Origin of the sequence: Streptomyces sp. NBC_00016 (assembly GCF_045040885.1) — a bacterium.
GTDB lineage: Bacteria > Actinomycetota > Actinomycetes > Streptomycetales > Streptomycetaceae > Streptomyces > Streptomyces coriariae.
The window spans coordinates 8,021,336-8,040,622 of the sequence record NZ_CP108304.1 but is presented as its reverse complement, the minus strand read 5'-3'; the positions used below and the strand labels follow the sequence as shown (position 1 = coordinate 8,040,622).

Annotated in this window: 17 protein-coding genes; 2 read left to right on the top strand and 15 right to left on the bottom strand. The window is 71.8% G+C overall.

Features of this window, described 5'->3' with window-relative positions; all coding sequences use genetic code 11:
• Nucleotides 1-15: 15 nt before the first annotated feature.
• The 8 genes from OG933_RS35625 to OG933_RS35590 form a co-directional block, all read right to left on the bottom strand.
• Nucleotides 16-1,728, bottom strand: coding sequence for a flavin monoamine oxidase family protein (locus OG933_RS35625; protein ID WP_405630975.1), 1,713 nt, complete (start codon nucleotides 1,726-1,728; stop codon nucleotides 16-18).
• Nucleotides 1,729-1,805: 77 nt separating this feature from the next.
• The gene (locus tag OG933_RS35620) at nucleotides 1,806-2,594 is read right to left on the bottom strand and encodes a carbon-nitrogen hydrolase family protein (RefSeq protein WP_362529649.1); all 789 of its coding nucleotides are present in this window, start codon (nucleotides 2,592-2,594) and stop codon (nucleotides 1,806-1,808) included.
• 191 nt (nucleotides 2,595-2,785) lie between these two features.
• Nucleotides 2,786-3,931, bottom strand: a complete 1,146-nt coding sequence (locus OG933_RS35615) for an MFS transporter (RefSeq protein WP_362529784.1) — start codon at nucleotides 3,929-3,931, stop codon at nucleotides 2,786-2,788.
• Between the two features lie 64 nt (nucleotides 3,932-3,995).
• The gene (locus OG933_RS35610; RefSeq protein ID WP_405630972.1) at nucleotides 3,996-5,519 is read right to left on the bottom strand and encodes an HAD-IA family hydrolase; all 1,524 of its coding nucleotides are present in this window, start codon (nucleotides 5,517-5,519) and stop codon (nucleotides 3,996-3,998) included.
• 23 nt (nucleotides 5,520-5,542) lie between these two features.
• Nucleotides 5,543-6,628, bottom strand: coding sequence for an ABC transporter ATP-binding protein (locus OG933_RS35605; RefSeq protein WP_405630969.1), 1,086 nt, complete (start codon nucleotides 6,626-6,628; stop codon nucleotides 5,543-5,545).
• A 3-nt stretch (nucleotides 6,629-6,631) separates the two neighbouring features.
• Entirely contained in the window at nucleotides 6,632-7,444 is an 813-nt protein-coding gene (locus OG933_RS35600) for an ABC transporter permease subunit (protein ID WP_362529640.1), read from the bottom strand.
• Nucleotides 7,432-8,328, bottom strand: a complete 897-nt coding sequence (locus OG933_RS35595) for an ABC transporter permease subunit (protein ID WP_020128886.1) — start codon at nucleotides 8,326-8,328, stop codon at nucleotides 7,432-7,434. The genes OG933_RS35600 and OG933_RS35595 overlap by 13 nt, the downstream gene beginning before the upstream one ends.
• A complete protein-coding gene (locus OG933_RS35590; protein ID WP_405630966.1) occupies nucleotides 8,325-9,485 on the bottom strand; it encodes an ABC transporter substrate-binding protein in 1,161 nt (386 codons plus the stop codon). The genes OG933_RS35595 and OG933_RS35590 overlap by 4 nt, the downstream gene beginning before the upstream one ends.
• 211 nt (nucleotides 9,486-9,696) lie before the next feature.
• On the opposite strand from OG933_RS35590, the gene OG933_RS35585 reads away from it, so the two are divergent.
• Entirely contained in the window at nucleotides 9,697-10,437 is a 741-nt protein-coding gene (locus tag OG933_RS35585) for a GntR family transcriptional regulator (RefSeq protein WP_054239536.1), read from the top strand.
• Nucleotides 10,438-10,521: 84 nt separating this feature from the next.
• Here OG933_RS35585 and OG933_RS35580 read toward each other — a convergent pair whose 3' ends face one another.
• From OG933_RS35580 to rpe, 7 genes are all read right to left on the bottom strand, one after another.
• Nucleotides 10,522-10,974: an Lrp/AsnC family transcriptional regulator gene (locus OG933_RS35580; RefSeq protein ID WP_020128883.1), complete on the bottom strand. Its 453-nt coding sequence runs from the start codon at nucleotides 10,972-10,974 to the stop codon at nucleotides 10,522-10,524.
• A 10-nt stretch (nucleotides 10,975-10,984) separates the two neighbouring features.
• A complete protein-coding gene (locus OG933_RS35575; RefSeq protein ID WP_267020915.1) occupies nucleotides 10,985-12,460 on the bottom strand; it encodes an amino acid permease in 1,476 nt (491 codons plus the stop codon).
• A gap of 343 nt (nucleotides 12,461-12,803) precedes the next feature.
• Complete coding sequence (locus OG933_RS35570; RefSeq protein ID WP_028806693.1) at nucleotides 12,804-14,243, bottom strand: GuaB1 family IMP dehydrogenase-related protein; 1,440 nt, start codon at nucleotides 14,241-14,243, stop codon at nucleotides 12,804-12,806.
• 131 nt (nucleotides 14,244-14,374) lie between these two features.
• Nucleotides 14,375-14,680: a barstar family protein gene (locus tag OG933_RS35565; RefSeq protein ID WP_142269347.1), complete on the bottom strand. Its 306-nt coding sequence runs from the start codon at nucleotides 14,678-14,680 to the stop codon at nucleotides 14,375-14,377.
• Complete coding sequence (locus OG933_RS35560; protein ID WP_362529632.1) at nucleotides 14,677-15,096, bottom strand: ribonuclease domain-containing protein; 420 nt, start codon at nucleotides 15,094-15,096, stop codon at nucleotides 14,677-14,679. Before OG933_RS35560 ends, OG933_RS35565 begins: the two co-directional genes overlap by 4 nt.
• A gap of 49 nt (nucleotides 15,097-15,145) precedes the next feature.
• Complete coding sequence (locus tag OG933_RS35555; protein WP_383478052.1) at nucleotides 15,146-16,189, bottom strand: sugar-binding transcriptional regulator; 1,044 nt, start codon at nucleotides 16,187-16,189, stop codon at nucleotides 15,146-15,148.
• Between the two features lie 90 nt (nucleotides 16,190-16,279).
• Nucleotides 16,280-16,966, bottom strand: a complete 687-nt coding sequence (gene rpe / locus OG933_RS35550; RefSeq protein ID WP_057606884.1) for a ribulose-phosphate 3-epimerase — start codon at nucleotides 16,964-16,966, stop codon at nucleotides 16,280-16,282.
• 162 nt (nucleotides 16,967-17,128) lie between these two features.
• Between rpe and OG933_RS35545 the strand changes: the two genes are divergently transcribed.
• Entirely contained in the window at nucleotides 17,129-19,273 is a 2,145-nt protein-coding gene (locus tag OG933_RS35545; protein WP_405630958.1) for an MMPL family transporter, read from the top strand.
• The last annotated feature ends 14 nt before the right edge of the window (nucleotides 19,274-19,287 follow it).

Here is a 19,287-nt window from a genome sequence, read left to right as displayed (position 1 = left end):
TCGCGCTGTGCGGCCTCAGTCCTCCGGGAGTTCCACCGGCGCGATCTCGTCGTACACGTCGCCCGGGCCCGGGTTGGTCGCGTCGGTGGTCCCGCCGAAGTGGTGCATGACGCCCCAGACCGCGTTCAGCGCGGTCTGCACGGCCCCCTCGGCCCAGCCCGCGGTCCAGGAGATGTCGTCGCCGGCGAGGAAGACGCCGCGCTTGTCCTCGGGCAGCCGGTCCTGCATGAAGTGGGTGAACAGGCGCCGCTGGTAGCGGTAGTGGCCGGGCAGGTTGGCCTTGAACGCGCCCATGAAGTAGGGCTCGTTCTCCCAGGAGACCGTCACCGGGTTGCCGATGATGTGCTTCCTGATGTCGACGTTGGGATAGATCTCGCCGAGCGACTTCAGCATGACCTCCATCCGCTCGTTCGCCGACAGCGGCAGCCACTTCAGGCTGTCGTCGCACCAGGTGTACGAGAGGCAGATGACGGCGGGCTTGTCCGGGCCGTCGTCGAGGAGGTAGGTGCCGCGCGTCATGCGGTCGGTGAGCGTCATCGACATGACGTCCCGGCCGGTGGGATTGCCCCTGTCGTCGACGGCCTTGTCGAGCCAGAACGGCCGGTCGACCGGCACGAACAGCTTGCTGGACTCCATGTAGTGGGTGCGCTCGATCGCCGTCCAGTGGTCGATCGGGAAGAGCGAGTCGTCACAGGCGATCTTCGACAGCAGCATCCAGGACTGGGCGGTGAAGATCGCCGCCCGGTAGGTGCGGATGTCGCCGTTCGCGTCCGTCACGGTGATCCGGTTGCCGGCGGTGCGGTGCAGCCGGGTCACGGCCGGGCGGGGCTCGCCGCCCTCGTGCAGGCTCGCCAGCGAGGTGCCGTACGCCCAGTGGACGATCTTCTCCGGCTCACGCTCCCAGAGGCGCAGCGGCAGCTGCTGGGAGCCGCCGACGATACCGCGGTGGTGGTCGTCGGCCTCGGTGTAGACGACCCGCAGGATCTCCAGGATGGAGTTCGGGAAGTCCGTGTCCCAGCCGCCGGTGCCGAAGCCGACCTGGCCGAAGATCTCGCGGTGCCGGAAGGACCTGAAGGCCTCGGAGTCGCAGAGGAAGCCGTAGAAGGTCTGGTTGTCGAGCTTCTCGACGAGCTTCGCCCAGATCTCGCGGATGCGCGGCACGTCCCGCTCGCGCATGGCCTGGTTCATGTCGGAGAAGTCGGCGCCCTCTTCGAGGCACTTGTTCCAGGCGGCCGCGACATCGCGGTAGACCTGCGGCAGGTCCTCGGCCGTCTCGGCGTAGTGCGACTCGCCCTTGAGGTCGACGACCGTCGACGGGGTCGTCTCCGCGAGCGGGTTGGGGAACGGCTGGGTCTCCAGTCCGACCAGGTCGATGTAGTGCTGGAGCGCCGTGGAGGACGGCGGGAAGCGCATCGCGCCCATCTCGGCGGTGAGGGAGGGGTCGCAGCCGTCGAAGCCGACGGTGCGCAGCCGGCCGCCGATCCGGTCGGCCTCGTAGACGACCGGCTTGAGGCCCATCTTCATCAGCTCGTACGCGGCCACGATGCCGGACAGTCCGCCGCCGATGACGGCGACCTCGGTGCCGTGCTCGGTCGCGGGGATCTGGCCGAGGCCCGCCGGGTGGGCGAGGAAGTCGTCGTACGCGTAGGGGAAGTCCGGGCCGAACATGGTGATCGGCGGCTGCTGCTCGTCTGCGTGCTCGACGGCGTTGGGCACGGTGGACGTCATGGGGTACGGACTCCTTGCGCGTGGTGACTCGGGGGGAGGCTCAGGGGTGACGGATGCGGGGCGGGTGCGGGCCGGGTTCAGACCAGGGATCCGTAGAGGCCGGGGCGGCGGTCCTTCAGGTACGGGTTCGCCTCGCGGGACGCGGCCAGGGAGACCGGGTCGGCGTCGGCGAACACCAGCTCCTCGCCGCGTCCGGCGCGGGTGCGGGCGACTCCGTCGGGCCCGGCCAGGGTGGAGAGGCCGACGAACTCGAACTCGCCCTCCTGGCCGACCCGGTTGACGTACGCCACGTACATCTGGTTCTCGAAGGCGCGCACCGGGATCACCGACTCGGCGACGAACTGGAAGGGGTGCATCTGCGCGGTCGGCACGACGAGGAGGTCGGTGCCGGCGAGGGCGTGGGCGCGGACGTTCTCCGGGAACTCGACGTCGTAGCAGATCATGAGGCCGACGGTGAGGCCGTTGAGTTCGGCCTGGACGACCGGCTGCCCGCCCGGCCGGAAGTGGTCGCGCTCGAAGCAGCCGAAGAGGTGGGTCTTGCGGTAGTTCGCGAGCCGGCTGCCGTCGGCGGAGACCAGCTGGGCGGAGTTGTGGACCGTCTCGCCGTGGCGCTCCGGGTAGCCGTAGGCGATCGCGAGACCGTGCCGGCCGGCGATCTCGGCGACGGCGTCCGCGGAGTCCCCGTCTGCGGGCTCGGCGAGGCGGGCGATGTCGTCGCCGATCGCGTACCCGGTGAGGAACATCTCCGGCGCGACGAGCAGCCCGGCGCCCGCGGCGGCGGCCCGGTCCGCGGCCTCGTCGAGGACCTTCAGGTTCTCGACGACGGAGCCGGGGCGGCCGGAGCTCTGGAGCAGGGCGGTGCGCATGCGTGATCCTCACCGGGCGAAAGGGTGGTTGTGGGGGCCATCTAGACGGTACGGGCGCCCACCCGGGCCGGACAAGAAGGAGCCGTTGCGCGCCGGTGAGCGGATCGTTGCGTGCACGGACCGCCGGGCGGCGATTCGTTGCGCCCCCTCACTCGCCCGCTCACCCGCCGCCTCCTCGCTCGCCCTCCCACTCACTCGCCCCTCCCCCGGGCCACCGTCGACATCGTCAGCGCGGTCAGCAGGTACGGCACCGCGCACAGGGCGAAGACGACGCCGTGCGGGAACGTCGAGCCGAGGGCGCCGTACGCGCCGTACACCGCGATGGTCACCACCTCCGTGCCGAGGCTCGCGACCGAGGTGAGGGTGGCCCGGCCGGTGCCCTCGATGCGCTGCTGGAGCCGGACGTCGGCCAGCACGGTCGCCAGCTGGAAGCCGCCGAAGGCGAGGGCGACGAGGGTGATGCCGGCCGGCGTGCCGCCGATCGCCCCGACGGCGAGGGCGAGCGCGGAGAGGGCGAGCAGCGCGGCGAATCCCCTGCGGCCCAGGCGCTCGGCCGGTCCGGCCAGCAGGCTTCCGGCGGTGACGCCGGCCCAGATCAGCACCAGCAGGTGGGAGACGTTCGCCTCCGGTACGCCCGTCTCCCTGACCAGCAGGGGTGTGTACTCGTCGAGGGCGCCCCACACCGCCGACACGGCCGGGACGAGCAGCAGGGCACCGCGTACGGAGCGGTCGCGGCGGGCGTCGGCCACTCCGGCCCGCAAGGTCGCGGCCCCGCTGTCACCGTCGTCCACCGGCCGCCGGTGCTCGGCGAAACGGGTCGCCGTCGCCGCGCAGAGCAGACACGCCAGCACGCTGGCCGCACCGACGGCCCGGTACCCGCCGACCGCGAAGACCGGCCCGGCCAGGCCCATCGCCGCCATCACGGCCACTTGGCCCACCGCGTGCGCGCGGCCCATGAGCCGGGCGTACCGGTCCGCGGCGCCGGCCCGGTCCAGCTCCTCGTAGACCAGCGCCTCCAGCGCGCCGGATCCCAGCGCGCCGCGCGCACCCCACAGGACGAAGCCGGCCGCGAAGGCCCAGTACGACGGGAACAGCACCCACAGGGCGAAGCCCGCCGCGCCCAGCAGCGGGCCGATCCACAGCAGCAGCCGTCGGGAGACGGCGTCCGCCCAGGCGCCCGAGGGCACCTCCAGCAAGACACCGGTCAGCGACCACAGGACGAACAGGGAGGAGATCTGCCCGACGGACAGGCCGCTGTCCGAGAACAGCAGCGCGTACACCGGGTAGAGCAGCACGAACTCGTCGAGGAACGCGTACGCGTACAGCGTGGCGGTCAGTCGACGGACGTCGGGGCCGGTTGTGGATCAATGTCGCCAGGTCATGCCACCGATGGTAGTCAGCTCACGCGCCACCGCCCACCGGATTTCCGGTGATCCCGGAGGTGGTGATCCCGGAGGCGGTGATCCCGGAGGTGGTGATCCCGGAGGTGGTGATCGCGAAGGTGGTGATCACCGCGGCGTGGTCGGAGGGCCAGTCGTTGTCCTCGACGTCCGGCCACGGCCTGGGGCTGCCGGTGACGTGTGTCCGGGAGTCGAGCACCCTGAGGCCCCGGTGGAGCACGAAGTCGATCCGGTCCTGCGGCTCCGGGCGGCCGCTGCCGTCCTCGTGCTCGGCGTGGACCGGGGACCAGGTGTGCCCGGGGTCCCGTACCGGATCGGGGTGCGCCTCGCGGTAGGAGTCGGCGAAGCCCGCCTCCTCGGCGGCCCTCGTCACCGGCCACCCGACGTCCGGCCGGTCCAGGTGGGAGGGGCTGTTGAAGTCACCGACGAGGACGACGGGCACGCCGGGGCCCGGTCCGATCCGGCGCAGGGCGTCCCGCAGCCGCGCGAGCCGCGCCCCCTCGTGGGCGACCAGGGTGTCCGCGTCGAGCCCGTCGAAGGCGGACTCGTAGGGCCCGTACGGCGCGCAGTCCAGGTGGGCCGTCCACACGTCGACCTCGCCGGCGCCGACCGCGATCCGGACGCCCGCCGCGCCGTAGAAGCCCACGTGGGGGTCGCCGAGGGCGGCCGTGATCGGGTGCCGGCTGATGATCCCGAGGTTCTCCCCGGCGCGGTGGTGGTACCAGCCGAGGGCCTCGGCGAGTTCCTCGGCGGCGGTGCCGTACGTCTCCTGGAGGCCGACCACGTCCACGTCGGTCTCGGTGAGGACCTTGAGCTGCTTGGCCCGGTGGTCGCGGACCTTCGTGCCGCCGTACCAGAGGTTCCAGCTCATGACGCGGAGCCGGTGCGGCAGCAGGGACCGCAGCCGCCCGGGGGTGACGCCCTCCAGGCCGGGCACGACGGTCCGGCCGGGCGCCGTCCCGATCGGCGCGAGCGACGGCACCGCCAGCACCGTGCACCCGGCGGCCTCGGCGGAGGTCACGCCGGTCTCGGTGTCCTCGACGGCCACACAGGCCGCCGGGTCGACGCCCAGGGCGTGGCAGGCGGCGAGGTAGGGGTCGGGGGCGGGCTTGGTGTGCTCGGTGTCGTCGGCGGTGACGGTGACGGCGAAGCGGCTCGCGCCGAGCGCGTCGAGCACCGTGTCGGCGACCGCCCGCGGCGACGCGGTCACCAGCGCCGTCGGTACGCCCTCCCGGGCCAGGGCGTCCAGCAGGGCGAGCGCGCCGGGGCGCGGCACGATGTCGGCGCGGACGCGGTCCGCGAACTCCCGGTGGAGCGCCTCGGCGAGCCCCGGCGCCGGCCGGCCCGTGGTGGCGGCCAGCCAGTGGGCGGTGTGCTCGACGGGACGGCCGAGCACCTCCGGCCGGTCCGCCTCGGTCAGGGGCCGGCCGGCCACCTCTTCCACCGCCTCCCACCACAGCCGCTCGGTGTCGACGAGCGTGCCGTCCATGTCGAACAGAACGGCCTGGAGGGGGAGTTGCGTCACGGTTGCCTCTTTCGGTGGGGGGATCAGGACGTACGTTCGGCGACGAGCACCGGGCGGTCGGGCAGCGAGAGGCCCACCGCGGCGCCCGCGGTGAGCTCGGCGGCCTCGTGGGCGGGCAGGTCGGCCTTGACCTCCGTGCCGTCGGCGAGCCGGACGGTGACCCGGACGGCCGCGCCCAGGAAGGAGGTGGCGACCACGCGCGCGTCCCCGCCGTCCTCGGCCCGCACCCGCACCGCCTCCGGCCGCACCAGTACGTCCACCTCGGTCGCGGCCGGGATCCTGCCGTCGACGGGCAGCCGGCGCCCGAGCACCTCGACGGTCTCGCCGTCGAGCTGTCCCGGGATCCGGCTCGTCGTGCCCACGAACTCGGCGACGAAGGCCGTGGCGGGCCGGCCGTACAACTCGGCCGGGGCAGCGCACTGTTCGAGCCGTCCGGCCTGCATCACGGCGACCCGGTCCGCCATGGACAGGGCCTCCTCCTGGTCGTGGGTGACGAACAGGGTGGTGATGCCGAGCTCCTGCTGGAGCCGCCGGATCTCCTCGCGCAGGGTCAGCCGCACCTTGGCGTCGAGCGCGGAGAGCGGTTCGTCCAGGAGCAGGACGCGCGGGCGCAGGGCGAGGGCGCGGGCCAGGGCGACGCGCTGCTGCTGTCCGCCGGAGAGCTGGTGCGGGAACCGTGCGCCCTTGTCGGCGAGGCCCACCAGCTCCAGCAACTCGGCCGCCCGGGAACGCCGTTCGGCGGTGCGCACCTTGCGCATCCGCAGCCCGAAGGCCACGTTGTCGAGCGCGTCGAGGTGCGGGAAGAGGCTGTACGACTGGAACACCATCCCGGCGTCGCGGCGGTGGGCCGGCACCCGGGTGACGTCCTCGCCGTCGACCAGCACCTCGCCGGCGTCGGGGTGTTCGAACCCGGCGAGCATCCGCAGCGCGGTGGTCTTGCCGCAGCCGGAGGGGCCCAGCAGGGCGAGGAGTTCACCCGGCCGGACGGTGAGGTCGAGGCCGTCGAGGGCGACGGTCGGCCCGAACTCCCGGCGCAGGCCGCGGAATTCGACGGTCGCCGCGTTCGTCGCCGGCTCCGTCGTCGTCGCTGTCTTGTCGAGCACGGTCATGGTTCATCCCCGGGAAGTAGGACGGGTGCGCCCGCCGAAACCGGCGAGGACGAGGAGCAGCACCCAGGTCACGAGCAGGCTGAGCACGGACACGGCGACGGACAGCTGGGCCTGCGAGCCGCTGACGTTCACGATCCAGACGGCGAAGGGCTGGAAGCCGAGCAGCTGCGCCACGGTGAACTCGCCGAGCACCAGGGCCAGGGTGAGGAAGGAGGCGTTGAGCAGCGCGCCGCGCAGATTGGGCAGGACGGCCCGGACCAGCGCCTGCGGCCAGCCGGCCCCGCAGCTGCGGGCGGCCTCGACGAGGGTGGCCACATCGACGGCACGCAGCCCCGCGTCCAGGGCCCGGTACACGAACGGCAGCGCCATCACGACATACGCCAGGACGAGCACCACGGGGAAGTCGGGGTTCTGGATCGCCACGAAGGTCTGGAACAGCGGCGTGCGCGAGAGATGCTCGGGCCCCCATTTCAGCACCGTCCCGATGCCCGCGACGAACGCGATCGGCGGCACGACCAGCGGCAGTGAGCACACCACCTCGACGACCGGCCGCAGCCGGGGCGCGCCCAGCCGCAGCGCCACCATGGCCGGCACCATCAGCAGCAGGACGACGGCGATGGTGGCGACGGCCAGCTCCAGCGAGAGCAGCAGACTGGATCCGAAGCCCGCCGTGGAGAAGATCCGGGTGTAGGCGTCGAAGGTGACGCCCTGTCCGGGCACGTCGACGGTGAAGACGACCGACGCGGCCAGCGGGACCAGAAAGTACAGTCCGGCGAGGCCGAGGACTCCCCACCGCCACAGGTTCAGGCGAGCCATCGCGCGCTCCGTCGTTGCAGGGGCAGATACACCGCCATGACCAGGCCCGCGACCAGGACCATGTCGAGGCTGAGGGCGAGCGCCACGTTCTCCTGGCCGACGAGCACGTTGCCGGAGATGGCGTCGGCGATCTGGAGGGTGACCAGCGGGATGGAGCTGCCGACCATGGCGGCGGCGGTGGCGTACGCGGCGAAGGCGCTGCCGAAGAGCAGCACCAGGCCGCCGAGCAGCGAGGGCAGCAGGACGGGCAGGGCGACGTGCCGCCAGTACTGCGCGGAGGTCGCGCCGTTGTTCTGCGCCGCCTCGCGCCACTGGGAGCGCAGGCCCTCCAGGGCGGGGGTGATGGTGAGCACCATCAGCGGGATCAGGAAGTACAGGTAGACGATCACCAGTCCCCAGAAGCTGTACAGGTCCCAGCCGTGGTCGGTGAGGCCGAAGTGCCGGGTCAGCACACCGGCGTTGCCGAGCGTGGCGACGAAGGCGAACGCCAGCGGGACGCCGCCGAAGTTGGCGAGCACCCCGGACGCGGTGAGCACCGCCTCGCGCAGCGCGCGGAAACGGGAGGTCACGACGGCCTGGGCCAGCGGCAGCCCGAGCAGCGCCCCCAGCCCCGCCGACACCGCGGACAGCTTCACGCTGCCGAGCAGGGCCGTCAGGTACGCGCCCCGCAGGGAGGCCGTCAGGTTGTCGGCCGTGTACGAGGTGGCGCCCGTGGCCGGGTCCTTGGCGGTGAACGCGCCGTCGAGCATGGCCATGGCGGGCAGCCCGAAGGCGAGCGCGGTGAAGGCGAGCAGCGGGACGACGGCGAGCCAGCCGAGGGCACGGCGCCGCCGCTTCACCGGAGCGGCGGCCGCCATGTCGACCCGTACGGCGGTGGAGGTCATCCGGAGACGGCCTTGGCCCAGCCCTGCCCGAGAACCGTCTTGGCCTTGCTCTGCTGGTCCTCGGTCGGGAAGGTGGGCGTCCCGGAGACCTCGGGCAGCTTGGCCGCGGCGGTCTTGTCGAGGGTGCCGGCCTTCTCCATGGCGGTCATCAGGGCCGGCCGGGCGTACCCCTTGAGCCACAGGTTCTGGCCCTCGGCGCTGTAGAGGTACTCCTGCCACAGGCGGGCGGCCGCCGGGTGCGGGGCGTCCTTGTTGATCGCCTGGGAGTAGTACTGGGAGAACTGGCCGTCGCTGGGCACCGACACCTTCCAGTCGACGCCCTTGGACTTGAACTCGTCGGCGTATCCGGCGTTGAGGTAGTCCCAGTCGATGCTGATGGGCGTCTCGCCCTTCTCGACGGTGGCCGGGGTCGACTCGACGGGCGTGTAGTTGTCGTTCTTCTTCAGCTGGGCGAAGAAGTCGAGGCCGGGCTGGATGTCGTCGAAGGAGCCGCCGCTCGCGAGGGCGGCCGCGTAGACGCCGCCGAAGGCGGAGCCGGACTTGGTGGGGTTGCCGTTGAGGGCGACCTGGCCCTTGTACTGGGGCTTGAGCAGATCCGCGAAGGTGGTCGGACAGGTCTTGACGCGCTTGGCGTCGCAGCCGATGGAGATGTAGCCGCCGTAGTCGTTGTACCAGCGGGCCTTCGCGTCCTTCTGCCCCTCGGGGAGGTCGGCGTAGGACGCCACCTCGTACGGCGCGAGCAGCCCCTGCTGGGCGGCGCTCAGTGCGAAGGAACTGCCGAGGTCGAGGACGTCCGGCGCGCGGTCCTGGCCCTTCCGGGAGGTGACGGCGTTGATCTCGTCCTGGCTGGAGCCGTCGGGGTTCTCGACCGCGATCTTGATGCCGTACTTCTTCTGGAAGCCGTCGATGAGGGCGCCGTAGTTGGCCCAGTCGCGGGGCAGCGCGATGGCGTTCAGCGTGCCCTCCTTCTTCGCCGCCTTCACCAGGGCGTCGAGGCCGCCGAAGTCGGCGGCGGAGGTGGCGGTGGCGGCGTTCTTGCCGTCGGCGGTGGTGGAGGTGCTGGTGTCGGGGGCGGCGCCACAGGCGCTCAGGGCGAGTACGGCGACGGCGGCGAGGGCACCGCCACGGACGGCTGTTCTCGGCAGGGGCACGGTCACGGCTTCTCCAGGGGACGCGCGAGAATGCAGGAGATGAGGGCAACTTGTCTGAACAAGTTGGCCTCAGTACGCACGCCGCTGGTGTCCCCTTCGTAAACACTGGCGAAACCCTGAGCCCCGATTTCACGCACAGTTGCGGTGGAAGCCGAGCAGCTCCGCAGGTCGACTAGGCTGGTCAAGCTGTGTACAGCCGTCGACGCAGAGGGGAAGCATGGCCGCGCGACACGAGGAGATCGCCGACGCACTGCGCCGGGCGATCGACCGCGAGGAGTACGCGGTCGGGGCGCGGCTGCCCGCCGAGACCGACCTCGCCGCCCGGTACGGCGTCTCGCGCGGCACGGTCCGCCAGGCCGTCGCGGCGCTGACCGCCGAGGGACTCATCGGCTCCCGCCAGGGCGCCCGCCGCGTGGTCCTGGCCAGCCGCCGCAGCCAGAGCTTCGCCGAGCTGCGCAGCTTCGCCCAGTGGGCGCGCGCGATGGGCCGCGAGGCGACCGGCCGGGTCGTCGCCCAGGAGTACCGCCCGGCCGGCACCGAGGACGCGGTGCGCCTCCAACTCCGTGACGGGACACCCGTGTTGCACGTCCTGCGGCTGCGCGGCCTCGACGGCGAGCCGGTGCTCCTGGAGCGGACCGTGTACGCGGACTGGATCTCCCCGGCCGTCGAGTCGATCGAGCCGGACTGCCCCTCCGTGACCCAGCGCCTCCTCGACGACACCGGCCTGGTCTTCGCCTACGGCGAGCATGTCATCGACGCGGTGGCGGCGGGCGCCCAGGACGCCGAACTGCTCGCCATCCGCCGCACGAGCCCCCTGCTGCGCGTCCGCCGGGTCACCACGACCCGCGAGGGCCGCCCGGTGGAGTGGTCCGACGACCGCTACCGCTCGGACGCGGTCAGCTTCAGCGTGCACAACTCGATCGGAAACAACGCACTGGCCCGAAAAACGGCCGGGTAGCCCCGGCCCGACCCCGATCGACCCCTGACGCCACCCCGGGCGGATCAGGTGGCCCCGGACCGACTCAGGTCGGTCCGGGTTCGCTCAGGTCGGTGAGCCTGCGGAGAAGCGGCGCAGGAGCGGCGACAGTACGAGCACGGACTTCGTCCGTTCCACGAACGGCTCCCCCGCGATGCGCTCAAGGACCCGCTCGAAGTGGCGCATGTCGGCGGCGAAGACCTGGGCGACGGCGTCCGCCTCCCCGGTGACGGTGGACGCGGCCACCACCTCCTGGTAGCGCTCCAGGCCCCGCTGGATGGTCTCCGGGGAGGTGTTGCGCCGGCAGTAGATCTCGACGAACCCTTCGGTCTCCCAGCCGAGGGCCGCCGGGTCGACCCGTACGGTGAAGCCGGTGATCGCCCCGGTGGCCCGCAGCCGGTCCACGCGCCGCTTCACGGCGGGCGCGGACAGGCCGACCAGTTGCCCGATGTCCGCGAAGGAGCGGCGGGCGTCCTCGGCGAGGGCGTGCACGATGCGTTCGTCGAGATCGTTCAGCACAGTGGGTTGATCATTTCTCAGATGGTGCGGGCGCCGCGAGGCGGGAGCGGCGGTGGCCGTAGAGGAAGTAGAACACGAGCCCGACCGCCATCCAGACTCCGAAGACCACCCAGGTGACGGCCGAAAGGCTGCCCATCATCCAGACGCAGAAGGCGAGCCCCAGGGCCGGCAGTACCGGCGAGAGCGGCACCCGGAAGGTCCGGGGCATCTCGGGACGGGTCCGGCGCAGCACCACGACCGCGATGTTGACCAGCCCGAACGCGAACAGCGTACCGATGCTGGTGGCGTCGGCCAGCTGGCCCAACGGGATCGCGGCGGCCAGCACACCGCAGAACAGCGACACGATCACCGTGTTCGTGCGGGGCGTGCCGGTCTTCGGGTGGACGCGGGAGAACACCTTGGGCACCAGGCCGTCCCGGGACATCGCGAAGAGGATGCGGGTCTGGCCGTACAGCACGGTCAGGACGACGCTCGCGATGGCGATGACCGCGCAGAAGGCGAGGAGGGTGCCCCAGAAGGACTGGCCGGTCACCTCGCGCATGATCTGCGCGAGCGCGGCCTCGGAGTCGCCGAACCGCTGCCAGGGCTTGGCGCCCACGGCGACGGCCGCGACGAGGACGTACAGCGCCGTCACGATGACGAGCGACAGCATGATCGCGCGGGGCAGGTCGCGCTGCGCGTTCTTGGCCTCCTCACCGGCGGTGGAGGCGGCGTCGAAGCCGATGTACGAGAAGAACAGCGTCGCACCGGCCGCGCTGACGCCCGCCATGCCCAGCGGCATGAAGTGCTCGTAGTTGCCGGAGCGGAAACCCTGGACGCCGATGGCGCAGAACAGCACCAGCGCGGCGATCTTCACGGCCACCATGACGGTGTTGGCACGCGCCGACTCGCGGGCGCCGCCGAGCAGGAAGGCCATGGCGAGCAGGACGACGATGAGGGCCGGCAGGTTGAAGATGCCACCGTCCCCGGGCGGCGCCGACAGCGCGTCCGGGATGGTGACGCCGATCGTCCCGTCGAGCAGCTCGTTGAGGTACTCGCCCCAGCCGACGGCCACGGCGGCGACCGACACGCCGTACTCCAGGACCAGACACCAGCCGCAGATCCAGGCGATCAGTTCGCCCATCGTCGCGTACGCATACGAGTACGAGGAGCCGGCGACCGGGATGGTCCCCGCCAGTTCGGCGTAGGACAGGGCGGAGAAGAGCGCGGTGAGTCCGGCGATCACGAAGGAGAGCGTGACGGCGGGACCGGCCTTGGGCACGGCCTCGCCGAGGACCACGAAGATGCCGGTGCCGAGGGTGGCGCCGATGCTGATCATCGTGAGCTGCCACAGCCCGAGGGAGCGCCTGAGGGAACCTCCCTCGCCCTGGCCACCCTCGGCGACCAGGTGTTCCACGGGCTTGCGCCGCATGAGACGCGCGACGGGCCCCGGGGACGCGGGGGCGGTCCGACTGCGTTGTTGCGGGGGTGCGCCTTGATCGAGCACGCGCTGACTCCTTCGTCGCTGCCTCTCGGCGTGACGGGAACCGGCGGCACACCTGCGCGAGCAGGAACCCACCGAGCGGGGTCCCCGCCACGCTACGTACAGCGCACGACCCTACGAGCAGGGCCGTAGCGCTTGTAATGCTGCAACCTTGCGCACACACGCAAGAACGTTGCGTTCATGGAACGAGGGTGCACATTCGTTGCGGGCCGGCTGAACGCGCCCCGGCAGGGGCGCGGGGCTGTGCCGACATGCGGCTCCGCCGCGTGGGCGCGACCAGCCGAAGCGGACCCGCACCCGAAGTACGGCCCAACCAGCGGAGCCGCACGAGGAGCGCCTCGCGGAGCTACCAGCTGGCGTGCAGCGGCTTGCCCTCCGCGTAACCGGCCGCGCTCTGGATGCCCACGACGGCCTTCTCGGCGAACTCCTCGAGAGAGCCCGCGCCCGCGTACGTGCAGGAGGAACGGACGCCCGCGATGACCGAGTCGATCAGGTCCTCGACACCGGGGCGGGCCGGGTCGAGGAACATCCGCGAGGTGGAGATGCCCTCCTCGAACAGTGCCTTGCGGGCACGGTCGTACGCCGACTCGTCGGAGGTGCGGTTGGCGACGGCGCGCGCGGACGCCATGCCGAACGACTCCTTGTACAGCCGGCCGCCCGCGTCCTGCTGGAGGTCGCCCGGGGACTCGTAGGTGCCCGCGAACCACGACCCGATCATCACGTTGGACGCACCGGCGGCCAGCGCCATGGCGACATCGCGCGGGTGCCGGACACCGCCGTCGGCCCACACGTGCTTGCCGTACTTCTTCGCCTCGGCCGCGCACTCCAGGACCGCCGAGAACTGCGGCCGGCCCACACCGGTCATCATGCGGGTGGTGCACATGGCGCCCGGTCCGACCCCGACCTTGATGATGTCGGCGCCCGCGTCGATCAGGTCCTTGACGCCCTCAGCGGAGACGATGTTGCCGGCGACGATCGGCACCCGCGGGTCGAGCGAGCGCACGGTCCGGATCGCGCTGATCATCGACTCCTGGTGGCCGTGCGCGGTGTCGATGACGAGCGTGTCCACGCCCGCGTCGAGCAGCTGCTTGGCCTTGCCCGCGACATCGCCGTTGATACCGACGGCCGCGGCGACGCACAGCTTGCCCGCCGCGTCGACGGCCGGCGTGTACAGGGTGGCGCGCAGGGCGCCCTTGCGGGTGAGGATGCCGGCGAGCTTGCCCTCCCGGTCGACGGCGGGGGCGTAGCGCCGGTTGGCCGCGTCGAGGGTGTTGAAGGCCTCGCGCGGGTCGATGTCGGCGTCCAGGAGCAGCAGGTCCCGGGACATGACGACCTCGAGCTGGGTGAAGCGGTCGACCCCGCTCAGGTCCGCGTCGGTGACGACACCGACCGGGCGGAACTCCTCGTCGACGACGACACCCGCGTTGTGCGCGCGCTTGGGCAGCAGGGCCAGGGCGTCGGCGACCGTCTGGTGCGGGGCGAGCACGATGGGGGTGTCCAGCACCAGGTGGCGGCTCTTGACCCAGGTGATGACGTCGGTGACGACGTCGATCGGGATGTCCTGCGGGATCACCACCAGCCCGCCGCGACGGGCCATGGTCTCGGCCATCCGGCGGCCGGCCACGGCGGTCATGTTGGCGACGACCAGCGGGATCGTGGTGCCCGTGCCGTCCGGGGCGGCCAGGTCGACAGCCTGACGCGACCCGACCGCGCTGCGGCTCGGCACCATGAAGACGTCGTCGTAGGTGAGGTCGTACGCGGGCTGGATGTCGTTGAGGAAACGCACGTGCTGCACATCCCAGTCGATCAGAGGTGACCCCCGGACAGGTCAGCCAGGGGGAGAAGCACGTACTTCATTCTCCCACGACGGCCGCGATGCGATGCCCGGACAGAACGTCCAAGCAGCTCAGGGGGGTCTTAGGAGGATCCTCCGAGGGCGAGCAGCACGGACAGCGCCGGCACCCGGTCGACGGCCTGGGCGAACACGTCCTGCGCGATCACCCACTCCTGCGGCCGCGCCTCGGCGTACGGCCGCCAGTTCCGTACGACGATCTGCAGCCCGCCGTCCCCGGGCGGGGCCTGGAGGTCGGTGAGGCTGTCGGCGAGGGCGTCCCAGTTGCGTCCGAACCAGTCGGGCAGGCCCAGGGCGTCGGCGCAGCGGTCCATCAGGGCGGACTTGTCGGTCACCCCCTCCAGATCCAGCGTGACCACGAACTGCGTCATCTCAGCACCGCCCGGAACGTGTCGTAGTGATCATCGGTGTAGTAGATCTCGTCGCCCTGCCCGGTGACAACGCGTCGGGCCCCGCGGTCGCGCGAGCCCGGCGTCTCGACGGTGTATTCGTGGTAGTAACCCCGCTTGTGCGCGGGCAGCAGCCCCTCGAAGTTCCCGAAGACGGCGCCGTCCCTGGCGTACGGGAAGGGGCCGCCGTCGTCGATGAGCCGGAGCGTTCGGCGGGCCTCGGCGGGCAGCTCGGACTCCCGGACCGTGGCCAGGCCGCCGGCCCAGGACGGCTCGGCGGCCGTGGCGACGGCCGGGGTGGAGTCCTGCGGGCCCGGCTGCCCCGATGTACAGCCGGTGAGCAGGGCGAGCGGGAGGAGCAGGCACACCAGCACGCGGGGGACGAACCGCAGCAGCATGCGTTCGATGCTGTCACGGCCGTCCCCTCATGGCCTGCTTCCGGCCGGGTCAGATCCCGTCCGGGTCCGACCGGCCCAGGGCGGGCTTCGGAGTCGGCCCCGCCGTCATCAGGTAGTCGGCCGCCGACGTGTCCGTCACCAGGCTGGTGACGAGCCCGGAGCGGAGCACCGCGTCGATCGCGGCCGCCTTGCGCTGCCCGCCCGCGATCGCGACCACCTCGGGGACCCGGCGCAGCTGGTCGGTCTTGACCGTGATGCACCGCTCGCCCAGGTCCCGCCCGACCCGGCGGCCCTCGGCGTCGAAAAGGTGCGCGGACATCTCGGCGGCGACCCCGAGCGAGGCGTAGTGCGCCCGCTCCTCGTCACTGAGCATGTCGTGCACCGTCGAGATGCCCGGCTCCCAGGAGCCGATGGAGACACAGGCGACCGTGACCTTGTCGAAGTACTCGAAGGCGCGGGCGATCCCGGTCTGGTGGCGCAGCGCGGCCGCGGTGGCCGCGTCCGGCAGCAGCATCGGCGCGTAGATGGGGTGCGCGTCGCCGCCGGACACCTGGGCGGCACGGCGGACGGCCTCGACCGAGCCGCGCTCCGCGGTCCCGGCGTCGTAGACACCCGTCAGCTGCACCACAGTGCACGGCGGCAGCCGGTCCAGCGCCGCCGCCATGTGAATGGTGGACCGGCCCCAGGCCAGCCCCAGTACGTCCCCCTCGTCGACCAGTTCGCCGAGCAGGTCCGCTGCCACTTCCCCCAGGTTCTCGGGGTCCGTGGTCTCCTCCGCCTCGGCCGGGGACTCGACCACGACGGCGTGCCTGAGGCCGTAGCGGGCGCGGAGCGCGTCCGAGCGCTCCGCGTCCAGCTCGGCCGGCACGCGGATCTCGATCCGTACGAGATCCCGTTCGAGGGCGGTCTCCAGGACCCGGGCCACCTTGAAGCGGCTGACGCCGAACTCCTCCGCGATCTGGATCTTGGACTTTCCCTCAAGGTAGAAGCGGCGGGCCATGGCCGCCGCCTGCACCAGCTCAGCGGGTCCCATCCGCATGGCTGACCGGCCCGCCGACATACCCGACACGGCGTTCTCCTCACTGCTGTTCACACTCTGGATACGCCGTTCATCCTCGCAGATCCGGCGCAGTTGATCAGCTCTGTTGGGAGCCGTTCACATACCTGTCGGTAAGTGGTTGGTTCAGTGTCCACATGCCCAGGAGGCGCCGGCGGTCGCCGCCTCCGCCTGAGCCCGCAGGCCACGGACCGCCTCCGCCGGGTCGTCCGCCCCGTATACGGCCGAGCCTGCCACGAACACGTCCGCGCCCGCCTCGGCGCACCGCTCGATCGTCGAGGCCGACACCCCGCCGTCGATCTGGAGCCACAGGTCGAGGCCGTGCTTGCTGATCAACTCGCGGGTGCGGCGGATCTTGGGGAGCATGATGTCGAGGAAGGCCTGGCCCCCGAAGCCCGGCTCGACCGTCATGATCAGCAGCATGTCGAGTTCGGGCAGCAGGTCCTCGTACGGCTCGATGGGCGTCGCCGGCCTGAGTGCCATGGAGGCACGGGCGCCCTTCGCCCGGATCTCGCGGGCGAGCCGCACGGGTGCGGCGGCGGCCTCGACGTGGAAGGTGACGGACGAGGCACCCGCCTCGACGTACTGCGGGGCCCAGCGATCGGGGGCCTCGATCATCAGATGGCAGTCCAGCGGGGTGTCCGTCGCACGGGCCAGTGACTCTACGACCGGCACACCGAGCGTGAGGTTCGGGACGAAATGGTTGTCCATGACGTCGACGTGGAGCCAGTCGGCTCCGGCGACCGCCTCCGCCTCGTCCGCAAGGCGGGCGAAGTCGGCGGACAGGATGCTGGGGTTGATCTGCACGGCCATGACCCAAGCCTGCCATGCCCTCCGGGGGTTGCGGGCATCGGTCCCGCGGGGGGAGCGTGGTGCGACGCCCGCGGACCGGCCCAGGAGGATCGCGCAGCCCCCCCGCACCCCTGACCGGAGGCGGCCGCACACGGCGGAGACAGAACGGCTCGGAGGGTAGTCATGGCCGAGAATCGCGGTGTCGCGCACCTGGTCTGCGGGCGGCGTGCGAAGTGGCTGGTGCTGGCGTTGTGGCTGGTGTTGCTGTTCCTGACGGCACCCTTCGCCCAGAAGCTCACCGACGCCCAGGACAATGACGCGGCCTCCTGGCTGCCGGGGTCGGCGGAGTCCACCCAGGTGCTGGAGATCTCGCAGGACTTCAGGCCCGAGCAGATTCCCGCGGTCGTCGTCTACGCCCGTGACGCGGGCCTGACGGCCGAGGACCGGGCGCAGATCACCGAGGACGCGGCGCAGCTCAGGCAGCTCACCGACCACGGCATCCGCGGCGCCGAGACCCGCGGCCCGGTCTACGACCGCCCGGCCGACCCGCGCGCCGCCCAGATCTACGTGCCGATCACCATGGACGAGCAGGGCTGGGAGCGCATCGCCCCGGCCGTCGACTCGATCCGTGACGTCGTCGGCGACGGCGGCGCCGGTATGGCCGTGCACATCACCGGACCCGGCGGTACCTCGGCGGACTTCTCCGAGGCCTTCGAGGGCATCGACTCGACCCTGCTGCTGGCGGCGATGGGGGTGGTCGTCGTCATGCTCCTGATCACCTACCGCAGCCCCACCCTCCTCGTCGTCCCGGTGCTCGCCGTGGTCGCCGCCCTGTTCACCGCGCAGGCGCTGATCTACTTCCTGGCCGAGCACGCGGGCCTGACGGTGAACGGTCAGAGCGCCGGCATCCTCACGGTGCTCGTGTTCGGCGCGGGCACCGACTACGCCCTGCTGCTGGTGGCCCGTTACCGGGAGGAGCTGCGCCGGCACGAGGACCGGCACGAGGCGATGGCGCTGGCGCTGCACCGCGCGGGCCCCGCCGTCCTGGCGTCCGGCGCCACGGTCGTCCTGAGCATGCTGATGCTGCTGGCCGCCGAGATGAACTCGACCCGCGGGCTGGGCCCGGTCGCGGCCATCGGCGTGGCGGTCGCACTGCTGGCGATGATGACCCTCTTCCCCGCCCTGCTGGTGATCTGCGGCCGCTGGATCTTCTGGCCGGCGATCCCGCACTTCGGCTCCTCGGACCCGACCGAGCACGGTGTCTGGGCCCGCACGGGCCGTGGCATCGCCCGTCGCCCGCGCATGGTCTGGGCCGTGACGGCGCTGGTCCTGGCGGTCTGCTCGCTCGGCCTGATCCAGCTGCGCGCCGAGGGCATCGGCAACGCGGACGCGTTCACCGGCAAACCGGACTCGATCACGGGCCAGGAGGTGTCGGCGAAGTACTTCCCGGCGGGCAGCGGCGACCCGCTGGTGGTCATCGCCGACCAGGCCCGGGCCGGGCAGGTGAAACGCGCGGTCGCGGGGACGGAGGGCGTCGTGCCGACGTCCCTCGGCCTGCCGGCGGGCACGAAACCCGTCCACGACGGCCAGGTGCTGTTCGAGGCGACGATGACCGATCCGGCCGACAGCGAGGCCGCCAAGCAGACCGTGGAACGGGTCCGGGACGCCGTGCACGAGATACCCGACGCCGACGCCCAGGTGGGCGGCGGCACGGCGGCGCTGCTCGACATGGACAAGGCGACCACGCACGACAATCTGGTGATCATCCCGCTGGTCCTGGCCGTGGTCCTGCTCATCCTCGGCGCCCTGCTGCGCGCCCTGATCGCTCCGCTGCTGCTGGTCGGGACGGTGATCCTGTCCTTCGCGGCGGCCCTGGGCCTCAGCGCGCTGGCGTTCCGCCATCTCTTCGACTACGCGGGCGAGTCGACGGACTTCCCGCTGTTCGTCTTCGTGTTCCTGGTGGCCCTGGGCATCGACTACAACATCTTCCTGACCACCCGGATCCGCGAGGAGGCCGCCCGCCAGGGCACCCGGCAGGGTGTGGTGACCGGTCTGGCGGCCACCGGCTCGGTGATCACCTCGGCGGGCCTGGTGCTGGCCGGCACCTTCGCGGCCCTGGCCACCCTGCCCATGGTCGCCTTCGCGGAGATCGGCTTCGCGGTGGCCCTGGGCGTCCTGCTGGACACCTTCATCGTGCGGTCGGTGCTCGTCACCTCACTCTTCCTGGACATCGGACCGAAGATCTGGTGGCCGCACCGGCTGGCCCGGGAAAGCCACCCGGCCCTGTCGAAGGAGCCCGCGCAGCCGGTCGAGAGCACCGAGACCTGAGCACCCTTTGCATG